Origin of the sequence: Elioraea rosea (assembly GCF_007644105.1) — a bacterium.
GTDB lineage: Bacteria > Pseudomonadota > Alphaproteobacteria > Acetobacterales > Acetobacteraceae > Elioraea_A > Elioraea_A rosea.
Genome location: NZ_VFAC01000006.1, coordinates 122,904 through 143,008 on the forward strand (window position 1 = coordinate 122,904; position 20,105 = coordinate 143,008).

Below are 20,105 nucleotides of genomic sequence, written 5' to 3' on the forward strand. Positions count from 1 at the left end.
CCCTTATCCTTAAACCCCCGTCTTGGCGGGGAGCATGACGGGGAGCGGCGCCTGCTGTCCACACCCCTGCAGTCCGGGAGAATTGCGATGATCCGACGACGCGTCCTGCTCGCCGCCGCCCTCGCCTCGCCTGCCGCCGCGCGGGCGGCCATCCCACCCGTCGACACGGGCGCCGAGGCCCTCGCCGCGTCCCTGCGCGGGGGCGGGGCGGTGCTCTTCATCCGCCACGCCATCACGACGAGGACCGACCGCGACAGCGGCGTTCTCGGCCCGCGCGAGGGGCAGAGGAACATCAACGCCGCCGGGCGCGCCCAATCCCGCCGCCTCGGCGCGGCATTTCGTGCGCTTCCCGTGCCGCATGGGCGCGTGCTGGCAGGGCCCGTCTGGCGGGCGCGCGACACGGCAGAGATCGCCTTCGGCGCAGGCAATGTCGAGATCGTGACAGACCTGGTGGCGGACGACTATGCCTCGGGGCTCGACTACCGCGCCATCGTCGAGGCGATGCGACGCCGCCTCGCCACCCCGCCCCCGCCGCGGCTCAACACCGTCCTGGTCGGCCACCGAACACCGCTCGAGCACTATGTGGGCGCGCAGCTTCCGGACACGATCATGCCGGAGGGCGCGATCGCGGTGATCGAGCCGCTCGGGCCGGAGGGGTTCCGCTGGCGCGGCAGCGTGACGACCGAGCGGCTGGCAGAGATCGCACGCGTACCTTAGGCCTTCGCCGGCCCGTAGCCGAAGGCTACCGCCGGGTCGGCTGCCGTCTCCACCCAGATCGCCTTGCTGCGCGTGTAGGCGGCGAGCGCCTCGGTGCCGGATGAGCGCCCGTGGCCAGAGGCGCCGAAGCCGCCGAAGGGAACCGAGACATGGATGGTGCGGTAGCCGTTCACCCAGAACGTGCCGGCCCGTACCGCAGCCGCCACACGATGGGCGCGGCCGACATCGCGCGTCCACACCGCTCCAGCGAGGCCAAATCGCGTGGCATTGGCGAGCGTGATCGCCTCCTCTTCCGTGTCGAAGGGGATTGCGGCGAGCACGGGGCCAAACACCTCCTCCTGCGCGATCGTCATGCTGTTGCCGACATCGGCGAGAAGCGTCGGCGACAGCCAGAACCCCTCGCGCGGCAACCCCGCGGGCGCATTGCCGCCGGTCGCGAGGCGCGCCCCGTCCGCCAGCCCCTGCGCGACCATCGCCGTCACCTTCGCGTGCTGCCTGGCATTGGCGATGGGGCCCATCTCGGTGTCGGGGTCGAGCGGGTGGCCGAGCCTGATCCGCGCGGCGCCCGAGGCGACCTCGGCGACAAGCCGCTCATGCACGGTCCTCTGCACGAGAAGGCGGGAGCCCGCGACGCAGCTCTGCCCGCAGCCGGCGAAGATCGCCGATTGCGCGCCGAGCACGGCGCGGGAGAGATCGGCATCCTCGAACACGATGTTGGCGCTCTTGCCGCCGAGCTCGAGCACAGCCGGGATGCCGCGCGCTGCCGCAGCGGCGCCCACCGCCGCACCGCCCTCGGGGCTGCCGACGAACACGACCTGCGCGACCTCCGGGCAGCGCAGCAGCGCCGCGCCCGTGGTCGCGCCGAAGCCGGGGACGACCGTGACCACGCCCTCAGGGACCCCCGCCTCGAGCGCGAGCTTCGCGAAGGCGAGCGAGGTGAGCGGAGTGAGCTCCGAGGGCTTCAGGATGCAGGCATTGCCGGCCGCAAGGATGGGCGCGACGTTCCAGCCCGCGGTGAAGAGCGGCGCATTCCACGGCGTGATGGCGAGGATCACGCCATACGGCTCGTGGCGGACCGTGACGTGGTGCGTCGTCGGCACGGGGATGACGCGGCCTTCGAGCTTGTCGGTCCACCCCGCCCAGTAGCGAAGCATGTCGGCGACCGCCGCGACCTCGCGCAGGCAGTCCCGCACAGGCTTGCCCGACACCGATGCCTCGAGCCGGGCGAGCGGCTCGGAGGCCCCGGCGACACGCTCACCCCAGGCCCAGAGCGCGCGGCCACGCGCTGCGGCGGTGAGCGAGGACCAGGCACGGAACCCTTTCCCCGCAGCCTCTGCCGCGCGCGCGGCGACGCCCTCGCCCGCATCCGGATAGGCGAGGATGGCCTCGCCGGTCGCCGGGTCGGTCAGCGTCACCGGATCGCCGGACCCGCGGACGAGGCCTGCGCCGACCCAGGACCCCGGCTGCGCCCCCTCGCCCACCAGCGCGTCGAACGCTGCCCTCGCCGCCTCGGCCGAGCTCGGCCGCATCACCCCGTCACTCATCGCGAAACACCGCCTCCGCCACCCTGTTGAAATCGGCCCCGTTGGTGACAGCGCTCTCGGCCCAGGCCGCGAGAACGGATTGCGAGACAGGCCCCGCCCCGCCCTGGGCTTCGGCGAGCGCGGCGGCGAGCCGGAGATCCTTCCGCATCAGCCCGGCGGTGAAGCCGGAATCGAACGCGCCGGAGGCGATCCAGCGGGGGAAGTTCACCTCCGTCGCAGCACTCCGGCCCGAAGCGCCGTTGACGACCGCCAAGAGCGCCTCGAGATCGACGCCCGCGCGAACGCCCATCCGAAGCGCCTCGGCTGCGGTGAGCAGGTGCGCCGCGACGAGCAGGTTGTTGACGAGCTTTGCCACCGCCCCCGCGCCCGGGCCGCCAACGTGCACGACCTTGCCCGCGATCGCATCGAGCACGGGCCGGGCACGGTCGAGCACGCCAGGCTCCGCACCGGCCATCACGGTCAGCGTTCCCGCCGCCGCCCCGGCCGGCCCGCCGGAGACGGGGGCGTCGACCCAGGCAAGCCCCGCTTCGGCGAAGCGCGGAGCCAGCGCGCGCGGCGTCTCGGGTGCGACGGTGGAGCAGTCGAGCACGACGCAGCCCGGTGCCGGCCCCGAGGTGAGGATCGTCTCCGCCGCGCCACGAACGGCATCGTCATGCGGAAGGCTGAGAACGATCACCTCCGCCCCGCGCGACCCCCTCTCGACAAGCGTGATGCCGAGCGCCTCGTTGCGGCGTGCTACGGAGAGGTCCCACGCCGTCACGTCATGGCCTGCGGCGAGGATCCGCCGCGCCATGGGCAGCCCCATCGCGCCCAGCCCGATCACAGCAACGCGCATCAGATGACGAGCCCCCCGCTCACATGCAGAACCTGGCCGGTGATGTAGCCTGCCTCCGCCGAGAGCAGGAAGGCGATCGCGGCGGCGACGTCATCGGGTTCGCCGACGCGGCCGAGGGGAATCTCCGCCTCCACCGCTGCGAGGCGCTCGGGCGGCATCGCCCGGTGCGAGCCAGGGTCCTTGCGGATGAAGCCTGGCGCGACCGCGTTGACCGTCACCCCGCGCGGACCGAGCTCGTAGGCCAGCGACTTCACCATCGCCTCGACGGACGCCTTGGCCGCGGCGGAGGCCGGGAAGGCCTGGACATGCCTGCGGAACACATGCGCGACGAAGGAGCTGACCGCGACGATCCGCCCGCCCTGGCCGAGCTGCGGGATGGCGGCGGAGGCAAGGCGGAAGAACCCCGCCCCGATCGCCGCGGCGGAGCCCGCGTAGCCCGCCTCGTCGAGGGCGGCGAACTCGGTCCTGTCGGCAAAGCCGGCATTGGCGACGACGGCGTCGAGCCTGCCGAACCGCGCGATTGCCGCCGAGACGAGGGTCGCCCCGGAGGCCGGGTCGGTGAGGTCGGCAAGGATGGTCTCGACGGCCGACCCTTTCGCGCGGGCCGCGTCGGCGACGGCAGCCAGCCCCGTGTCGTTGCCGCGCGTCGCCAGCACCAGCGCGTCGGATGGTGCGGCCAGCCGCCGCGCGAGTGCCGCACCGATGCCGCTTGCCGCGCCCGTAATCAGGACAACGCGCCGCCCATCCGCCATGCCGGTCCTCCTCTGGTCGCGGGACCGTAACCGCTTCTCGCCAAGACGCCAGAGGCAGCGGGGCAACCGATCGGGTATAGGTAACGTTGCGTCGGTCAGGAGTGGCCCGCCCGTGTTCACCGTATTGCAGATCTCCGACACGCATCTCTCGCAGCGCCTTCCGCGCTTCAACGCGAACTGGGCGGCGGCGGCGCGCGTGGTCGCGCAGCAGGCGAGCGAACTGATCGTGCACACGGGCGATGCCGCGCTCGACGGGCCCGACCATGCAGCCGATCTCCGCTTCGCCGCCGCCGCGCTCCGCGCGGGCATCGGGCCGGAGGGGCCGAGGCTGCGTTGCGTCCCGGGCAACCATGATGTCGGCGACCGTGCCTTCATCACCCCGCACCAGCCGACGACGGACGAGACGATCGCCGCGCACGCCGCGGCACTCGGCCCTGCCTCCTGGGTCGAGGACCCGCCTGGCTGGAGGCTGATCGGCATCAACACCCAGGTGCTCGGCACGGCGACGGCGGCGGAGGAAGCTCAGGCGCAGATGCTCGCCGAAGCCGCCCTGACGCTCGGCGACAGGCGGCTTGCCCTGTTCCTGCACAAGCCGCCCTTCCTGCATCACGCGGAGGAGGGCGACGCGGGATACTGGACGGTGCCGCCGGAGGAGCGCGGCGTGCTCGCGCCCCTTCTCGAAAGCCCGCATCTGCGGCTGATCGCGAGCGGGCACCTGCATGTGCAGAGACTGGTGCGGAAAGGGCCCGTGATGCATGCCTGGTGCCCGGCGACCAGCTTCGTCGTCGGCCCGGCCCTGATGCCCGACACGCATGGCGGCGAGCGCTGCCTCGGCATCCTCCGCCACCGGTTCTGCGCAGACACGGTGGAGACCGAGGCACTGCCCGTGCCCTTCGCAGAGCCCATCGTCCTCGACCCGATCGTCGACGAGATCTACCCCGCCCCGCGCGCTCGCGAGACCGCGGCGGACTGATCGCCGCAGCCCTGCGGCGACGCGTTGCCCGCGCCGCCCCAGCGTGGGAAAAGCCGCGCGGTTTCGCCCGCCGCACCTACCGCAACGAGGAGACGATGCCGCGACCGGAGACGGATGCCGCGCCAGAACACGGCGCGCCGAGAAGGACCGACCTCGCCGCGCTGATCGGCCAGGCGCTTCGCTTCGGCGTGGTCGGCGTGATCGGCTTCATCGTCGACACCGCGACCGTCTACGGGCTGCACTATCTGGCCGGGGCCGATCTCTACACCGCAGGGGCTGCCGCCTACGTGGTGGCGGCGACGACGACCTGGGCGCTCAACCGGATCTGGACCTTCGCCGACGCGGCGCGCGAGCGGCCGGCCAGGCAATGGGCCCTGTTCCTCGCGGTGCAGCTGGTCGGGTTCGTCCTCAACCGGGGCACCTATGCCGCGCTGATCGCCTTCCTGCCGCTCGCTGCGGCCCATCCGGTGATCGCTGTCGCGGCAGGCTCGATCGCCGGAATGGGCGTGAATTTTCTCACGGCGCGGCTGATCGTCTTCCGGCCGTCGGCAGGGAACAAAATCTGATCGCGCGCAAGCAACTGCGTCGCTACGCGGTATGATGGTAGCGGAATACGCAGATTTACTCTCTCAGTAGTTGCGACCGTATGCAGGGCACGTCGCGATCGCGCGATGTGTCGCCACCCTCCGTGCGGTGTCTCGCCAGACTATCCAATGCTCGCAAGTGGAGGCTGACGCCGGTCAGGAAACGTCGGGCGGGGCAGATGCGTTAGGCGTTCCGAGATCAGACGGCCCGGAGCGATGCGCGAGATGGGCGATGACCACATCCCCGACACGTTCAGGCGAGGCCCGCCATGCACGCAAGGGCGCGACCAAAAGATTGCGGCTTCTACATGTCTTCTACTTGCCGAAGACCTGATATGTCAAAATCGTGGCGAAGCCGTGACTTGGTTGCCGCGCTGCAGCATGAAAATCCGACCTGCTGACCGTGACCGCCTTGACTTTGCCATATCCAGATGGATACGAAGCGTCATGCGCTTCCTGGGACCCTGCACCGGATGCTGAAGAGCACCGAAGAAGCGACAGCGACCGCCGGTTCCGTCCCCGGGCAACGGGGTTCCGCGGCTGAAGAGCAGCCCGCCACGCCGCGCGCCGTCGGCGCGCAGGCCTCCGGCGTCCTCACGGGCGATGCGATCACCGACGGTACGCTCGACATCCCGGCCCGCTCGGGCGAAACGGCAGGCCATCGCCAGCAGGACGACGGCGCCTTCGCGCTTCCGCCCGCTCCGGTTCCGCATGGCATCGTCGCCACCGCCGTCGCCGCGGCCGATACCGTCATCGTCGTCGTCTGCGCGCTCCTCGCCTCGGCGCTGACCGGCGCTGGCGGCGTGCTCCGCGACGAGACCATCCTCGTCACCACCAGCCTCGGCATCGGCCTGCTGATCTGGCTCGGCGCGTATACGCATAGGACCATGTTCTCGGCTTCGCGCCAGGTGCATGCCATCGTCTCGGGCGGGGCGGGCGCGGCCGGCATCGTCGCCTTCGTCGAGACCGTGTTCGGTCTTTCCCACCAGGTCGATGCGCGCTGGGCGATTGCCTGGGCAGGGCTGTCGTTCGTCGGCCTCGTCTCGGCGCGGGTCTCGCTCGCAGCGGTTCTGAAGTCGGACCGCCAGGGCCGCTATGCGCTGCGCACCGTCATCGTCGGCGGCGGGCCGCATGGCGCACGGCTCGTCCAGTTCCTGCGTCTGCGCAATGACCGCTCGCTGAAGCTGCTCGGCTTCGTCGATGACCGGGTGACGCGGATCGGCGTCGAGATGGGCGCGATCCCCTATTTCGGGCCGATCGACGAGGTGTTCTCGATGGTCCGCGCCGGGATGGTCGACAAGGTGATCGTGGCCCTGCCCTGGTCGGCAGAGGAGCGGATGCTGCAGCTGCTCCGCCAGCTCGCCGAATACCCGGTGCATGTGCGGCTCGCGCCTGACCTGATCACCTACCACTTCCCGGGCCGCGTCCTGTCGGATGTCGGGGGCGTGCCGCTCCTGCACCTGCTCGACAGGCCGATCAGCGGCTGGGGCTACCTGATCAAGCGGGCGGAGGACCTCGCCATCGCCGGCACGGCGCTGCTCGTGCTCGGCATCCCGATGCTGCTGATCGCGCTTGCCGTACGGCTCGACAGCCCCGGGCCGATCCTGTTCCGCCAGCCGCGCATCGGCTTCAACAACCGCCCCTTCGAGGTGCTGAAGTTCCGCACCATGTACGCGCACATGTCCGAGCGGCGGATTTCCGAGCAGGCAAAGCGCGACGACCCGCGCATCACGCGAGTCGGCCGCGTCCTCCGGCGCCTGTCGCTCGACGAGCTTCCGCAGCTCTTCAACGTCCTCAGGGGCGACATGTCCGTCGTCGGCCCACGCCCGCACGCGCCCCAGACGCGGGCCGCCGGCCGCCCCTTCGAGGAGGTCGTCGCGCGCTACGCCGCACGCCACCGCGTGAAACCCGGCATGACCGGGCTCGCCCAGGTGCGCGGCTGGCGCGGCGAGACCGACACCGAGGAGAAGATCATCCGCCGCGTCGAGAGCGACCTGGAATATGTCGAGAACTGGTCGGTCTGGCTCGATGCGGCGATCCTGGTGCGCACGCTCCTGATGGTGCTGCGCATGAAGAACGCGTACTGAGCGCGGGCCCCCTCCAGCGACGGCATCGCACCGGGCGCCGGGGCGGCCTGTGGCGCATCTTGAACGAGGCATGATGCTCGAGCAGAGCGGACAACGCGACGTGACCGCCGCCTCCGACGGCCAGCGCCCGTCGGTGGCTGTGCTCATCCCCTGCTACAACGAGGAGGTCGCGATCCCGAAGGTGGTGGCGGATTTCCGCGCCGCGCTGCCTGACGCGACCATCTACGTCTACGACAACAACAGCCGCGACGGCACGGTGGCCGCCGCGCGCGCCGCCGGCGCGATCGTCCGCACCGAGATGCTCCAAGGCAAGGGCAACGTGGTGCGGCGGATGTTCGCCGACATCGACGCCGACATCTACGTCCTGGTCGACGGGGACGACACCTACGAGGCGGCGGCCGCGCCGGCGATGGTGCAGCTTCTCGTCGAGAACCAGCTCGACATGGTCAATGGCGCGCGGGTGACCGAGATCGAGGCCGCCTATCGCCGCGGCCACCGCTTCGGCAACGCGATGCTGACCGGTATCGTCGCCTGGATCTTCGGCAACCGGGTCTCCGACATGCTCTCGGGATACAGGGTGTTCTCGCGCCGCTTCGTGAAGAGCTTCCCCGCGCTCGCCGCCGGCTTCGAGACGGAGACGGAGTTCACCGTCCATGCGCTCGAGCTGAAGATGCCCGTGGGCGAGGTCCGCACGTCCTACAAGGACCGGCCCGCCGGCTCGACCTCCAAGCTGCGGACCTACTCGGACGGGTTCCGGATCCTGCGGACCATCCTCGTCCTGGTGAAGGAGGAGCGCCCGCTCCAGTTCTTCTCGCTCGCCGGCGGGGTGCTGCTGCTTGCCGCCATCGCGATCTTCATCCCGGTGCTTCTCGAGTACATCCGCACTGGCCTGGTGCCCCGCCTGCCGACGGCGATCCTCTCCACCGGGCTCGTTCTCCTGTCCTTCCTGTCCTTCGCCTGCGGGCTGATCCTCGACACGGTCACGCGCGGGCGGAAGGAGGCCAAGCGCGTCGCCTACCTGGCCGTGCCGGCCCCTGGAGCGGCGAGGCGGGACGCGGGTCGCTGATGGGTGCGGCGGAGCCCGCGCCGGCGCCGGCGAGCGGGCCGGACGTGGATGCCGACATCGTCATCCTCTCGCTCGACCGGATCGACGACACGCTCGCCGCCATCGAGAGCGCGCTCGGCCAGTCCGGCATCACGCGCCATGTCTGGGTGGCGGACCAGGGCTCGCGGCCCGAGAACCTCGCCCGCCTCGAGGCGTTCTGCGCCGGCCGCGAGGGGCTGACGCTTCTCGCCTTCCCCGACAATCGCGGCGTGGCAGGCGGGCGGAACCGCGTGATCGCTCCGGGGCGCGGGCGCGTCATCATCGCGCTCGACAATGACGCCGAGTTCGGCGCACCCGACACGGTGGCGAAGGCGGTTGCCGCGCTTGATGCCGAGCCGTCGATTGCCGCCATCGCGTTCCGCATCCTCCGCTACGGCGACCGGCAGGACGACCTCTCGAGTTGGGGCTACCCCTCGTCCCTGCTTCCCCGCGCGGGCGAGACCTTCGAGGTCTGCACCTTCGTCGGCGCGGGACACGCGATCCGCCGCGCCGCCTTCGAGGCTGCGGGCGGCTACGACGATACGCTCCACTTCACCTGGGAGGAGTTCGACCTCTCCCTCCGCTTCATCGCCGCGGGAATGACGGTGCTGTACCGGGGCGATCTCGAGATCCTGCACAAGGTGAGCCCGGAGCGGCGGTTCGACTGGGGCGGAACGCGCTGGTTCTACCATGTGCGCAACCGCCTCTACATAGAGGGCAAGATCGGCACCTCCCTTCCCCGGCGTGCGGTGCGCTGGCTCGCCTACCTGGTGAAGGGAACGCTGAACGGCGCGGGAATGCAGACGGTCCGCGCCCTGCCGCAATCGACCGCCATGCTGCGCCGCTTCCGCAGCGACCCCGCTTCCGTGGCCCGCTACAGGCTCGGCGCGGACGGGCGGGCGTATCTCGCGCGCAACGATGCCGCCCATCGCGGCTCTGCGCTCGACCGGCTCGGGCGCGAGGTGCTCTCCGCCATGCCTGGTGCGAAGGCGCGGCGGGCGGCCTCCTGAGACGAAAACGGCGGCGCCTGCAGGCGCCGCCGTGACGTAAGGCCTGTTCCTGCGCGATCAGGCGCGGCGGCGACGGGCCAGCCCGAGGCCGAGCAGCCCGGCGCCGAGAAGCGCGAGCGTCGCGGGCTCCGGCACGCCGGTAGACGTTGTCTGGGCGAAGGCGAAGATCAGGTCGTTGAAATCTCCGTCCGCGTTGCCTCCTGGAGGAAGGACGCGGTCCTCGAACGCGATCACGGTGACGTTGCCGATCAGGGCGAGGGCGGCAAGCGCAGCCTCGGCATCGGCGTTCAGGTTCACGCCGAGCGCGGCCTCGATGACGGCCACGTCGCTCGTCGTCATGTAGGCGACGTTGGTTGAGCCTACGCCGGTCGAGAACGTTGCCGGTACCGTCAGGTCATTCAGGGTGAAGGTGAGCAGGTCGCCCGGGATGACGGGGGTGATGCTCACCGTACCGCCGATCGCGGTCGCGTTCGCGGTGACGGAGTTCGAGTTGGAGAACAGGAACGACGCGCCACCGAGGTTGATGGTCACGTCGAGGTCACTGTCATCCGCCGCATCGGCGAACAGGAACGCCGCCACCACCGGGTCGCCGGTCGCGAAGATGTCCTGGCCGACGATGCTGGCGGGCGGAAGCGGCGCCGCAGAAGCACCGGCGGCAAATGCGAGCACCGCAACGGTGCTGGCTGAGGCTGCGAGGAGGGACTTCATTGGGGATCTCCGATCTTGCTAGGCAGGGCACAGGCTGCCTACAAAGGTTGGAGCAATTTATATGCCATTATCTAAGCCATTGATTGGAAAAGCTTTATCTGGCACAGGCTTGCGACATGTCAAAATCCCCGACAATCGCATGCCACGGATTCATGACCATTCAGGGCCGCTAGCCTCGCCGTCGCGCTCGCGCCTCGGCAAGCAGCATCCTCACGATCGGCAGGTCGTCGACGAGGTAGCGCCTCGCGAGCCGCCCCGGATTGGTGGCGAGCCGGTGGAACCATTCGAGCCCGGCCTTCTGCATCCAGAGCGGAGCGCGGGCCTGCGCACCGGTGAGGAAATCGAGCGAAGCTCCGATGCAGAGGCCGACCCCGGTCGCCCCGCCTGCCTCGAGAACGGCATGGGCGAGCTTCTCCTGCCGCGGGCTGCCCACGGCGATGAAGGTGAAGCGCGCCCCCGCCACACGCACGGCGTCCGCCGCGCGGGCGAAGGCGGCCTCGTCCCTGTCGAAGCCCATCGGCGGGTCGTGGTGGATCAGGTCCACGATGCCGTGGCTGGCGAAAAGCGGGCGGATCGCCGCCTCGCTCCCGCCGATGACGGCAACCCTGTCGCCTGGCCGAAGCACCTCGGTGAGGATCGCCGCTGTCAGATCGCTCCCCGTCACGACCGGCGGCACGGCGAGCCCGAGGCGGCCGGCAAGCCGCGCCACCACCCGGCTGTCGAGCAGCGTGAGCCCCGCTGCGTCGTAGAGCGGCGCGGGGCCGGGCGTTCGGGCGAGCCGGACGAGATGGTCCGCGTTCGGTGTCACCACATAGGCGAAGGGCGCATCGGATGGGCGGGCGGCGAGCGCGGCAAGAACACCGGCGAGGTCGAGCGCGGCGAAACGGCGGCCGAGCAGCTCCACCGCGCCTGCTGCCGGCGCGAGGACGAACCCGGCCACCGGCTCAGAGTTCCGCCGTCAGGCGGAAGGCGATGACGTTGCGGGAGGGGTCGCCGCCATTCTCGTTCAGCGTGTCCTGGCGCAGGTAGTAGGCGCCGACGCGGAAGTTCCGGTCGAGCAGGACGTTCACGCCGACCGTGGGAGCGAGGTACCAGGAGGAGCCGCGCGTGCCGCGATACTCGTCGTAGCGGCCCGATATCCCGGCATTCACGAGCACGTTCCGGTAGAGCTCGTAGGTCGCGTTGACGCCGAACTCGTTCGAGAAGAAGCCGTTCTCGAAATCCGCCGCGGTGCCGGTCTGGACGAGCTGCTGGCGGATTGAGCGGGCGAGGTTGGCGCGGATGGCAAGCAGCGACGTCGGCGCCCAGGTCACGCGCAGGCTTCCCGAGGGGCCGCTGAGGCTCTGGATGCTGTCCTCGTCATAGACCTGGTTGATGTAGCCGACGTCGAACTCGTAGCGCCACACGCCGTCGAAATCGTAGTTGAAGCCGACGAAGCCGTAGACGGCGTTCGAGGAGAGGTCGAGGAAGCCGGTCGGCACGTCGGTGTAGCGGAGGCGGAACACGCGGAGGCCCGCGAACACCGTCCGGAACGGGCCGAGCGCGTAGCCGACCGTCGCGGTCGCGCCGTAGATCTCGTAGTCGTTGAACTGGCCGCTGCCGCGCACCTGCACGCCGTCAAACGAATAGGCGTCGTAATCGTAGACCCGGTAGAAGCCGCGCAATCCGAGCCTGTATCGGCTCAGCGACTGTGCCACGCCGGCCCCGAAGGACTGGACGCTGTACTCGATGGGTTCGTCGGAAGGCTGGGAGTCGGGGTCGGTCCGCAGCACGTGGTAGACGGCCGAGCTCGCCTCGCCGGTCAGTTCCGTGTCGGGCGTGAGGTCGTAGCGTCCGTTCAGCCCGGCTTCGTAGTTGGTGTAGGACTGGTCGGTCAGCTGCCAGTACTGAAGCCGCTGGACGGAGGCGTAGCCGCCGATGCCGTGGCGGGACCAGTTGCTCGCGATGCTTCCGCGCGCCGTCATGAGCGAGACGCTGTCGCTCTGTTTGTTGGTCGAGCTGTAGAAGACGTTGTCGTTGTAGGCTTGGTCGAGCTGGGCGGTGCCCCGGATGGTGAAGGCGCCGACGCGGATGCCGAGCGGATCGTACTCCGGCCGTTCGCGGTTGAGCACGGTGACGCCGCGCTGCTCGTCCTCCGGCCGGCCCTGAGCGAAGGCCTCGACGGTTCCGGCAAGCAGCAGAAGCACCGCGGGGACAAGGCGCCGCGCGCCAGCGTTCATCCTCTGCACACCCTCTCCGCCAGCGCCTTTGTCCTGCGAATCCAGACCTCTGCTCCGCGTAGCACGATCCCCCGCCATCCGGCTACAGCGCGGTTCCGTGTTGCAGCGCCGCAGGGTTCCTATGCATGGGCCCGCTCAGGTATGATTGCCTCACGGACGTGTGCGCGAGGACACGGTTCTGAAACGGCAGCCCGGCATACCGTCGAAGGCGGGATACCCGGGGGAACACGCCATGCCGGGGTCGGACCGTGGAGGCGCGGCGCGAGGATGACGAGGAGCCTGATGCAGGTCCATGACGTGAACGACCGGGCCCCGGCGGCCGAGGCGGCGACTGCTCCGGCCCTGCCGGTCAGGGCCTTCCTCTCCGGCCGCGCAGACGATCTCGTGCCAGACCTTCTGGCCTACGCCCTCTACGTGCGCGACCGGGAGGCCCGCGGGCCCGTCGCCGCCGCCGCGCAGGCCGAGGAGGACCCCGTGATGCGGTTCCGCCGCGAGGCGACAGCGGACCTGACCAACTTCACCTACCGCTTCTTCCACAACCAGATCGAGGAGATCCGCCACGCGGCGGTGCGCGACCATCTCGGGTCCCTGCCCCGCCCGCCTGGCTTCCTGCGCATGGTCGCCGCCTCCGCCGTCGGGGTGCTTCTCGTCGGCGCGGCATCGCTCTGGGCAATGGGCCAGGGCGGCATCCTCTCCGAGATGGTCGCGCGGGTCGCCGCGGCAATCGGCGCGGGGGGCTGAGACAGCTTCCATGGCAACGCTCGACGCCCAGCCGCCGAACCTCCTGCAGCAGGCGGTGCGCGCGTGCCGCTCGCAATTCGCCGTGGTCGGCGTGTTCTCGCTGTTCGTGAACCTGCTGATGCTGACGACCAGCATCTACATGATGCAGGTGTTCGACCGGGTGCTCGCCACGCGCTCGACCGACACGCTCCTGTTCCTGACCGTGATCGCGATCGGCGCGACGCTTCTAATGGCGCTGCTGGAGTTCGCCCGCGGCCAGCTGCTCGGCCGCTGCGCCACCTGGATCGAGCAGACCGTCGCGCCGGAAGCCTTCTCGCGCGCCATCGAGGCGCAGCTCCGCAACCGCCCCTACCGCATGGAGGCCATGCGCGACCTTGCCGTCTGCCGCGGCTTCGTCCAGAGCCCGGGCATGACGGCGCTCTACGACGTTCCCTGGGTGCCGATCTATCTGGGCTTCATCTTCATCCTCCACCCCGCGCTCGGCTGGATCGCGACGGCGGGCGCGGTCGTGCTGTTCCTGCTCACCCTCGTCAACGAGTGGACCACCTCCTCGCTTCTCAAGCGCGCCAACGTCGCGGCGATGGCGAACCAGCGCCGGAGCGAGAGCGTGGTGCGCAACGCCGAGGTGATCGACAGCATGGGCATGCTGCCCAACGTGCTGAAACGCTGGCACGAGGGCGTGGCGCGGATGCTTCCCGCGCAGCAGACGGCGGCGGATCGTGCCGGCGTCATCATGGGAATGACGAAGTTCTTCCGCCTCACGGTGCAGATCGGCGTGCTCGGCGCAGGCGCGCTCCTCGTGCTCGAGAACGCGATGACGGCGGGCGCGATGATCGCGGGCTCGATCATCATGGGCCGCGCTCTCGCGCCGGTGGAGCAGATGATCGGCGCGTGGAAGCAGCTCGTCGCCGCGCGCCAGTCCTATCGCCGGCTGTCCGCCCACCTCACCGTGCCGCGCATCCGCCCGGGTGGCATGCCGCTCCCCGAGCCCACCGGAAGGCTGACGCTCGACCGCGTGACCTACGCCTTCCCCGGCACGAACGTGCCGATCATCAAGGGCGTTGGCTTCAACCTCGAACCGGGCGAGAGCTGCGCGATCATCGGCCCCTCGGCTGCGGGAAAGACGACGCTGATCCGCCTCGTCATCGGCGTGCTCGAGCCGAACGCTGGCACGGTGCGGCTCGACGGCGCCAACGTGTTCCAGTGGCTGCGCGAGGATTTCGGCCGCCATGTCGGCTACCTGCCGCAGGATGTCGAGCTGTTCGACGGAACGGTAGTCGAGAACATCGCGCGCATGGGTACGCCCGACGCCGAGAGCGTGTTCGCCGCCGCCAGGCTTGCCGGCTGCCACGAGATGATCCTCAAGCTCCCGAAGGGCTACGAGACCGAGATCGGCGAGAGCGGCACCTTCGTCTCCGGCGGGCAGAGGCAGATGATCGGGCTCGCCCGCGCCCTCTACGGCCGGCCCAAGCTCGTCGTTCTCGACGAGCCGAACTCCAACCTCGACGGCGACGGCGAGCAGGCGCTGCTTCGCGCTCTCGAGCAGATCAAGGCCGCCGGCACCACGGTCGTGCTCGTCTCCCACCGCCCCGCCCTCGTCCAGGGCGTGGACAAGGTGGTGGTGCTGCGCGACGGGATGGTGGAGATGTTCGGGCCGAGGCAGGAGGTGCTCAAGCGCCTGCTCCAGCCCGCAAGGCCGACGGAGGTCACCGCCGCGGGCGGTCCGCCAAGGCTTGATGACCGGAGGACCGCGCCATGAGCGGCGAGGTGCAGGACACGGGTTCGCGCGGCAGCCTGGTGCCGGCGGGGCAGCGCGCCCTCGCCCCGGCCGGCTTCGGCGCAGCGCTGGCGATGCCGAGCGCGGGCCCGATCGCGCCGAAGCGGCCGCCCACGCGCTTCGCGATGATCTTTGGCCTCGCCGCCCTGATCCTGTTCGCCGGCGGCTTCGGCGCCTGGGCCGTGCTCGCACCCCTGTCGGAGGCCGCGGCCGGCCCTGGCGTCATCAAGGTCGAGGGCAATCGTCGCACCGTGCAGCACCTCGAGGGCGGCATCGTCCGCGAGATCCTCGTGCGCGACGGCGACCGCGTGCAGGCGGGCGACATTCTGCTGCGCCTCGACGATGTTGCCGCCGGCGCCCAGTTCCAGGCGCTCGACGCGCAGAAGCTCTTCCTCCTCGCCCAGGACGCGCGCCTGTCGGCGGAGCTCGCCAGCGCGCCGGCGATCGACTGGCCGGAGGAGCTGGTCGCCCGGCGGAACGACCCGCGCGTGGCCGACGCCATCGCCGGGCAAACCGCGCTCTTCATCGCCCGCCGCACCGCCTTCGAGAGCAACCAGCAGGTGCTCGCCGCGCGGGTCGACCAGCTCCGCGCCTCGACGGAAAGCGCCCGCTCGCAGCTCGTCTCGCAGGAGCGCCAGATGGAACTGATCCGCGAGGAGATGCGGGGCGTGGCCGAGCTTCTCCGCCTCGGCCTCGAGCGCCGCCCGCGCCTTCTCGCGCTGCAGCGGGCAGAGGCGAGCCTGGTGGGCAACCGCGACGACATCATCGGCCAGATCCAGCGCAACGAGGCCTCGATCGCAGAGACAGAGGCGCAGATGAAGGCGCAGGACGACATGCGCCGCTCCGAGTACTCGAAGGAGCAGCGCGACGTCCGCGACCGTCTCGCCGAGGTCGACGAGCGGCTGCGCCAGGCGCGCGACGTCGCCTCCCGCCGCGACATCGTCGCTCCCGCGACCGGCACGGTGCTGAACCTGCGCTTCTTCACCATCGGCGGCGTCGTCCGCCCGGGCGACCCGGTGCTCGACATCGTTCCAGTCGAGGACAGGCTGGTCGCCGAGGTGCAGGTCTCTCCAACCGACATCGACGTGGTCCACCCCGGCCTGCAGGCAGAGGTGCGGCTTCCAGCCTTCAAGCAGAGGCTCGTTCCGTTCCTGCACGGCAAGGTCACGTTCGTGTCGGCCGACGCCGTGTATGATGAGCGGTCGAGGACCAGCTACTACCGCGCCAACGTCATCATCGACGAGGACCAGTTGAGCCGGCTCAAGGGGGTGGAACTGACCCCCGGCATGCCCGTCGAGGTGATGATCCTGGTCGGCGAGCGCACATTCTGGCAGTACCTGACCCAGCCGCTCCGCGACAGCTTCGCCCGCGCCTTCCGCGAGCAGTGATTGCGCCCGAAGACATCAGCCCGATCCGACAGGAGTTCCAGAGATGACCGAGCGTGTGCCCGTGCTGTTCTGCGACGGCATCATCGAGGCGAACGTTCTCAACGGCGTGGTGCGCATCACGCTCGGCCAGGCCGGCGGCGACGGCAAGCCGAGCCCCTGCGGCCAGATCGTCCTGCCGCTGACGCAGCTTCCCGGTGCGACCAACGCGATGGTCGCGCTCGTGCGGCAGATCCAGGACAAGATGAAGGAATCGGCTCCGAAGCAGCAGGGCGCCGCGCCGGCCGAGGCTCCCGCCGCGCCGTCCGACATGCCGAGCGCCTTCAAGTTCTCCTGACGTCGCGCGATGGCGCCGCCGGAAGCGCCGTCGCTCTCCGTCATCCTCTGCACCCATGACAGGCCGGGCTATCTCGCGGCCTGCCTCGCTGGGCTCGCACGGCAGGACCTGACGGGCGCGGCGTTCGAGACGATCGTGGTCGACAGCGCCTCGCCCCCCGAGGGGGCGGCGAGGATCGCCGCGCTCGCCGGGCAGGCGGGCGCGCGGCTCGTGCGCTGCGCCGAGCCAGGGCTCAGCCTTGCCCGCAACGAGGGCCTCGCCGCCGCGGCCGCACCCTGGGTCGCCTATCTCGACGACGATGCGGTTCCGGAACCCGACTGGGCGTCCTCGCTTCTCGCCGCTCTCGCCCGCGCCCCGGCCAACACGGCAGGGATAGGCGGGCGCATCGTCCCGCACTGGGAAGCACCGCTGCCCGACTGGTGGCCGCGCGACGCCGTGGGTACCCTCACGGTGATCGAGCACGAGGGCGAAGGCGTGGTGGGGGATGGCACGCTTCCCGAAGGGGTGGAGCCCTACGGCGCGAACATGGCGTTCCGTGCCGATGCGCTCGCCGCCATCGGCGGTTTCCCGCTCGACCTCGGCCGCGTCGGCGACAGGCTGATCTCCGGCGAGGAGGCCTATGTCATCCGCCGCCTCTCCGCCGCGGGCCACGCCATCGTCTATTCAGGGGCGATCGTCGTACGGCACTCGATCCAGGCCAAGCGCCTGACGCGGGAGTGGCTGTTCTCGCGCCTCTACTGGCAGGGCGTCTCGGAGGCGATCCTCGCGGCACGGCTCGGCCAGCGCGGCGCGATGTGGCACAAGGCCATCCGCATGGCCGCCAAGACCCTCCGCTCCCTGCCGCTTTTCCTGCGCGACCAGGACAACCCCGCGACGATCCGCCGGCGCGGCTGGATGCTGTTCGCCGCCGGCTACGTGCGCGGCGCGCTCGGCGCCGCGGCCGGAAGGTGATGCGCGAGCGGATCTCGGTGCTGGTCTGCACGCGCAACCGCGCGCGCGCACTCGAGACCATGCTTGCCCGCCTGCCACTCGAGACGCTCGCCCGCGAGGGGGCCGAGTTCGTCATCGTCGACAACGGCTCGACCGACGACACGCCGGCCGTGCTCGCCCGCTTCGCGGAAGGCACGGGCCGCCCGCTCGCCCCGGTTCTGCTCCGGGAGGAGGCGCCTGGCCTGTCGCGCGCACGCAACACCGCCGCCCGGGCGGCGACCGGCACCCTGTTCTGCTTCCTCGACGACGATTGCTACCTCGACCAAGACTACTTCACGGTCGTCCGCCGCATCTTCGCCGACCCGGCGATCGGCTACGCCGGAGGGCGGATCCTCGCGCATGACCCGGCCGGCCGCGGCACCGGCGAGATGACCGAGACCGAAGCTTTCGTGCAGCCGCCGCACAGCGGCATCTGGCCGGGCAAGTTCCAGGGCGCGAGCCTGATCGTCCGCCGCAGCGTGTTCGAGCGCATCGGCCTGTTCGACCCGGCACTCGGCGCCGGTGCGCCGTTCCGCTGCGAGGACATCGAGTTCGTGGCGCGCGCCTCGATGGAGGGCTTCACCGGCCGCCACGAGCCCGACCTCGTGGTGCATCACGACCATGGCCGGACCACGCCCGCGCTGATCGAGCAGATCAACCGCGAGAACGACGTCGCCGGCGGGGCCTACTTCATGCTCTGCGTGCTGCGCGAGCTGCCGCGGCTCCGCTTCGCGTCGCTGCGTGCCTGGGAGGCGGAGCGGAGGCACCGCAACTACCCGCAGCGCTTCCGCCGCCAGATCAAGGGCGCGCTGCGCTACGTCGTGTCTCTCGTCACGCTCGAGCTCAGGAGCTACCGCGCAGGCACGGGATGGAATCGCCCGCTCCCTCCCCCGCCGCAGGGCTAACCGCTACTCCGGCACCTTCCCGGCCGGGGAGACGTTCTTCCAGACGAACAGGACGAGGTCCTTCAGCCTGTGCCAGGCGAGCGCCGTGAGCACGGCGAGCGCGACGAGCCCGGCCGCGCCCCCGAGAACGCCGAGGGTCAGCACAGGGTGCAGCGGCGGCAGGAAGGGCTCGACCAGCAGGTGACCGACCGCGAAGCAGGCGAGCGCTGCGAGCGCCGGAACGAGAAGCTGCGCAACCGGGCGCCACATCGATTCCTCCGCCGCGCGTCCGAGTAGCCAGGCATTGGCGAGAAGCTGCGGCACCGCACGCGCGACCGTCGCCCAGACATAGACGAGCACGCCGAAGGGCGAGAACACGAGCGCGACCGCGATCGACAGCGTGACCTCGATCACCTTGAGCCGGAACACCCAGGCCGTCCTTCCGATGCCGACGAGCGCGGGCCAGGTGACGGTGGACAGCACGATCAACGGCGCGTGCAGGGCGAGCACCCGGAACAGCGAGGCAGAGACCTCCCAGCCCGGGCCGAAGGCGATGCGCGTCAGCGGCTCGGCCACCACGGCGGCGATCGCGTACATCGGCAGCACGGGCAGGGCGAGCGCGTCGATCACGCGGCGGGTGATGGCGCCGAAGCGCTCACGGTTCTGCGCCGTGCTCGAGAACACGGGGATGAACACGCGCATCACCGGCGAGATCACGAGCTGGGAGAGAAGCTCGATAAGCCTTTGCGCGATCCGGAGCTGGCCGACCACCTCGACGCCGAGATTGCGGCCGATCGCGGTGGAGGTGACGACGCCTGGAAGCGCGATCACCGCCTGCGAGCCCATCAGCGGTAGGGCGAAGCGCACCGCGCCGATGAATTCCTGCCTGTCGAAGGCGAAGAGCGGCCGGTAGCGCGTGACCACCGTGACGCCCGCGGCGTAGAAGGCGACGCCGGCGACACGCTGCGCCGCAAGCGCCCAGACACCGAGGCCGGAGACGGCGAGAACGATCGCCACCGCGCCGCCGAACAGCGTCGAGAGGACCGAAAGCAGCGTGATTGGCCGGTAGCGCAGGTCGCGCGCAAGCAGCCCCGCGGGAATGACGACGAACACGTTCAGCACGAGGCTCGCCGAGAGCAGGAGCATCAGCGGCTGGAGAAGCGGCTCCTCGAGCGACCAGGCGAGGAGCGGGCCGATGCCGGCAAGGATCAGCACCACGGGCACCGAGATCAGCGCATGCGTCCAGAACAGCGTGGCGGTGATCCGCGCGTCGATGGCGCGCCGCTGCATCACCCGCTCGCCGAGGCCCGAAGTCGAGACGGCGTTGGCGAGATCGACGAATTGTGCAGACAGCGCGACGAGCCCGACATCCCGCGGGTCGACGAAGCGGACGACGATCGCGAAGACGATGAAGCCGATCACGCGGTCGCCGAACGCCGCGCCGATGGAGAGCAGCGCGCTCTCCATCGCCTTCCGGGCGAGGCTCACGTCGGGCGTCG

19 protein-coding genes are annotated in these 20,105 nt (G+C 70.4%); 12 read left to right on the forward strand and 7 right to left on the reverse strand.

The features are described from left to right. Window positions 1-87: 87 nt before the first annotated feature. Window positions 88-717, forward strand: a complete 630-nt coding sequence (locus FIF60_RS06595; protein WP_144185093.1) for a histidine phosphatase family protein — start codon at window positions 88-90, stop codon at window positions 715-717. Here the strand turns inward: FIF60_RS06595 and FIF60_RS06600 are convergent. The 3 genes from FIF60_RS06600 to FIF60_RS06610 are packed head-to-tail and all read right to left on the reverse strand — an operon-like array spanning window position 714 to window position 3,848. Continuing rightward, entirely contained in the window at window positions 714-2,261 is a 1,548-nt protein-coding gene (locus FIF60_RS06600) for an aldehyde dehydrogenase family protein (RefSeq protein ID WP_239451523.1), read from the reverse strand. The genes FIF60_RS06595 and FIF60_RS06600 overlap by 4 nt on opposite strands. Further along, window positions 2,254-3,096 (reverse strand): NAD(P)-dependent oxidoreductase, encoded by an 843-nt coding sequence (locus tag FIF60_RS06605; protein WP_144185095.1) that lies wholly within the window; start codon window positions 3,094-3,096, stop codon window positions 2,254-2,256. The genes FIF60_RS06600 and FIF60_RS06605 overlap by 8 nt, the downstream gene beginning before the upstream one ends. Next, on the reverse strand, window positions 3,096-3,848 hold the full coding sequence (locus tag FIF60_RS06610) for an SDR family NAD(P)-dependent oxidoreductase (RefSeq protein WP_144185097.1): 753 nt from the start codon (window positions 3,846-3,848) through the stop codon (window positions 3,096-3,098). The genes FIF60_RS06605 and FIF60_RS06610 overlap by 1 nt, the downstream gene beginning before the upstream one ends. A 112-nt stretch (window positions 3,849-3,960) precedes the next feature. Here FIF60_RS06610 and FIF60_RS06615 point away from each other — a divergent pair, with 112 nt between their 5' ends. The 5 genes from FIF60_RS06615 (at window position 3,961) to FIF60_RS06635 (ending at window position 9,586) form a co-directional block, all read left to right on the forward strand. Further along, window positions 3,961-4,821, forward strand: coding sequence for a metallophosphoesterase family protein (locus FIF60_RS06615; RefSeq protein ID WP_158639095.1), 861 nt, complete (start codon window positions 3,961-3,963; stop codon window positions 4,819-4,821). Window positions 4,822-4,916: 95 nt separating this feature from the next. Continuing rightward, complete coding sequence (locus FIF60_RS06620) at window positions 4,917-5,387, forward strand: GtrA family protein (protein ID WP_144185101.1); 471 nt, start codon at window positions 4,917-4,919, stop codon at window positions 5,385-5,387. Between the two features lie 491 nt (window positions 5,388-5,878). Beyond that, window positions 5,879-7,492, forward strand: a complete 1,614-nt coding sequence (locus tag FIF60_RS06625; protein WP_158639096.1) for an undecaprenyl-phosphate glucose phosphotransferase — start codon at window positions 5,879-5,881, stop codon at window positions 7,490-7,492. 73 nt (window positions 7,493-7,565) lie between these two features. Further along, window positions 7,566-8,558: a glycosyltransferase family 2 protein gene (locus FIF60_RS06630; RefSeq protein ID WP_144185167.1), complete on the forward strand. Its 993-nt coding sequence runs from the start codon at window positions 7,566-7,568 to the stop codon at window positions 8,556-8,558. After that, window positions 8,558-9,586 (forward strand): glycosyltransferase family 2 protein, encoded by a 1,029-nt coding sequence (locus FIF60_RS06635; protein ID WP_144185105.1) that lies wholly within the window; start codon window positions 8,558-8,560, stop codon window positions 9,584-9,586. Before FIF60_RS06630 ends, FIF60_RS06635 begins: the two co-directional genes overlap by 1 nt. A gap of 57 nt (window positions 9,587-9,643) precedes the next feature. Here the strand turns inward: FIF60_RS06635 and FIF60_RS22030 are convergent, their stop codons facing one another. The 3 genes from FIF60_RS22030 to FIF60_RS06650 form a co-directional block, all read right to left on the reverse strand. Next, window positions 9,644-10,294 (reverse strand): PEP-CTERM sorting domain-containing protein, encoded by a 651-nt coding sequence (locus tag FIF60_RS22030; protein WP_144185107.1) that lies wholly within the window; start codon window positions 10,292-10,294, stop codon window positions 9,644-9,646. 169 nt (window positions 10,295-10,463) lie between these two features. Then, on the reverse strand, window positions 10,464-11,234 hold the full coding sequence (locus tag FIF60_RS06645) for a WecB/TagA/CpsF family glycosyltransferase (RefSeq protein ID WP_204251126.1): 771 nt from the start codon (window positions 11,232-11,234) through the stop codon (window positions 10,464-10,466). Window positions 11,235-11,238: 4 nt separating this feature from the next. Beyond that, window positions 11,239-12,513, reverse strand: coding sequence for an outer membrane beta-barrel protein (locus FIF60_RS06650; protein ID WP_158639097.1), 1,275 nt, complete (start codon window positions 12,511-12,513; stop codon window positions 11,239-11,241). 282 nt (window positions 12,514-12,795) lie between these two features. On the opposite strand from FIF60_RS06650, the gene FIF60_RS06655 reads away from it, so the two are divergent. From FIF60_RS06655 to FIF60_RS06680, 6 genes are read left to right on the forward strand one after another with little or no spacing between them, the layout of a single operon-like run. Then, window positions 12,796-13,254 (forward strand): hypothetical protein, encoded by a 459-nt coding sequence (locus FIF60_RS06655; RefSeq protein WP_144185111.1) that lies wholly within the window; start codon window positions 12,796-12,798, stop codon window positions 13,252-13,254. Between the two features lie 10 nt (window positions 13,255-13,264). Further along, window positions 13,265-15,013: a type I secretion system permease/ATPase gene (locus FIF60_RS06660; protein WP_144185113.1), complete on the forward strand. Its 1,749-nt coding sequence runs from the start codon at window positions 13,265-13,267 to the stop codon at window positions 15,011-15,013. Further along, a complete protein-coding gene (locus FIF60_RS06665) occupies window positions 15,010-16,419 on the forward strand; it encodes an HlyD family type I secretion periplasmic adaptor subunit (protein ID WP_144185115.1) in 1,410 nt (469 codons plus the stop codon). The genes FIF60_RS06660 and FIF60_RS06665 overlap by 4 nt, the downstream gene beginning before the upstream one ends. Window positions 16,420-16,462: 43 nt before the next feature. Further along, window positions 16,463-16,753, forward strand: a complete 291-nt coding sequence (locus FIF60_RS06670; RefSeq protein WP_144185117.1) for a hypothetical protein — start codon at window positions 16,463-16,465, stop codon at window positions 16,751-16,753. A 9-nt stretch (window positions 16,754-16,762) separates the two neighbouring features. Continuing rightward, complete coding sequence (locus FIF60_RS06675) at window positions 16,763-17,704, forward strand: glycosyltransferase family 2 protein (RefSeq protein ID WP_144185119.1); 942 nt, start codon at window positions 16,763-16,765, stop codon at window positions 17,702-17,704. After that, window positions 17,704-18,627, forward strand: a complete 924-nt coding sequence (locus FIF60_RS06680; protein WP_144185121.1) for a glycosyltransferase family 2 protein — start codon at window positions 17,704-17,706, stop codon at window positions 18,625-18,627. Before FIF60_RS06675 ends, FIF60_RS06680 begins: the two co-directional genes overlap by 1 nt. A 3-nt stretch (window positions 18,628-18,630) precedes the next feature. Here the strand turns inward: FIF60_RS06680 and FIF60_RS06685 are convergent, their stop codons facing one another. Beyond that, a complete protein-coding gene (locus FIF60_RS06685; protein WP_144185123.1) occupies window positions 18,631-20,094 on the reverse strand; it encodes an oligosaccharide flippase family protein in 1,464 nt (487 codons plus the stop codon). Window positions 20,095-20,105: the final 11 nt, after the last annotated feature.

Excerpts from the sequence above, each read along its gene's own strand:
- FIF60_RS06650 (WP_158639097.1), bottom strand. The coding sequence starts at position 12,513 with ATGAACGCTGGCGCGCGGCGCCTTGTCCCCGCGGTGCTTCTGCTGCTT.
- FIF60_RS06625 (WP_158639096.1), top strand. The coding sequence starts at position 5,879 with ATGCTGAAGAGCACCGAAGAAGCGACAGCGACCGCCGGTTCCGTCCCC.
- FIF60_RS06605 (WP_144185095.1), bottom strand. The coding sequence starts at position 3,096 with ATGCGCGTTGCTGTGATCGGGCTGGGCGCGATGGGGCTGCCCATGGCG.
- FIF60_RS22030 (WP_144185107.1), bottom strand. The coding sequence starts at position 10,294 with ATGAAGTCCCTCCTCGCAGCCTCAGCCAGCACCGTTGCGGTGCTCGCA.
- FIF60_RS06675 (WP_144185119.1), top strand. The coding sequence starts at position 16,763 with ATGGCGCCGCCGGAAGCGCCGTCGCTCTCCGTCATCCTCTGCACCCAT.
- FIF60_RS06670 (WP_144185117.1), top strand. The coding sequence starts at position 16,463 with ATGACCGAGCGTGTGCCCGTGCTGTTCTGCGACGGCATCATCGAGGCG.
- FIF60_RS06630 (WP_144185167.1), top strand. The coding sequence starts at position 7,566 with ATGCTCGAGCAGAGCGGACAACGCGACGTGACCGCCGCCTCCGACGGC.
- FIF60_RS06660 (WP_144185113.1), top strand. The coding sequence starts at position 13,265 with ATGGCAACGCTCGACGCCCAGCCGCCGAACCTCCTGCAGCAGGCGGTG.
- FIF60_RS06665 (WP_144185115.1), top strand. The coding sequence starts at position 15,010 with ATGAGCGGCGAGGTGCAGGACACGGGTTCGCGCGGCAGCCTGGTGCCG.
- FIF60_RS06610 (WP_144185097.1), bottom strand. The coding sequence starts at position 3,848 with ATGGCGGATGGGCGGCGCGTTGTCCTGATTACGGGCGCGGCAAGCGGC.
- FIF60_RS06595 (WP_144185093.1), top strand. The coding sequence starts at position 88 with ATGATCCGACGACGCGTCCTGCTCGCCGCCGCCCTCGCCTCGCCTGCC.
- FIF60_RS06655 (WP_144185111.1), top strand. The coding sequence starts at position 12,796 with ATGCAGGTCCATGACGTGAACGACCGGGCCCCGGCGGCCGAGGCGGCG.
- FIF60_RS06620 (WP_144185101.1), top strand. The coding sequence starts at position 4,917 with ATGCCGCGACCGGAGACGGATGCCGCGCCAGAACACGGCGCGCCGAGA.
- FIF60_RS06635 (WP_144185105.1), top strand. The coding sequence starts at position 8,558 with ATGGGTGCGGCGGAGCCCGCGCCGGCGCCGGCGAGCGGGCCGGACGTG.
- FIF60_RS06600 (WP_239451523.1), bottom strand. The coding sequence starts at position 2,261 with ATGAGTGACGGGGTGATGCGGCCGAGCTCGGCCGAGGCGGCGAGGGCA.
- FIF60_RS06680 (WP_144185121.1), top strand. The coding sequence starts at position 17,704 with ATGCGCGAGCGGATCTCGGTGCTGGTCTGCACGCGCAACCGCGCGCGC.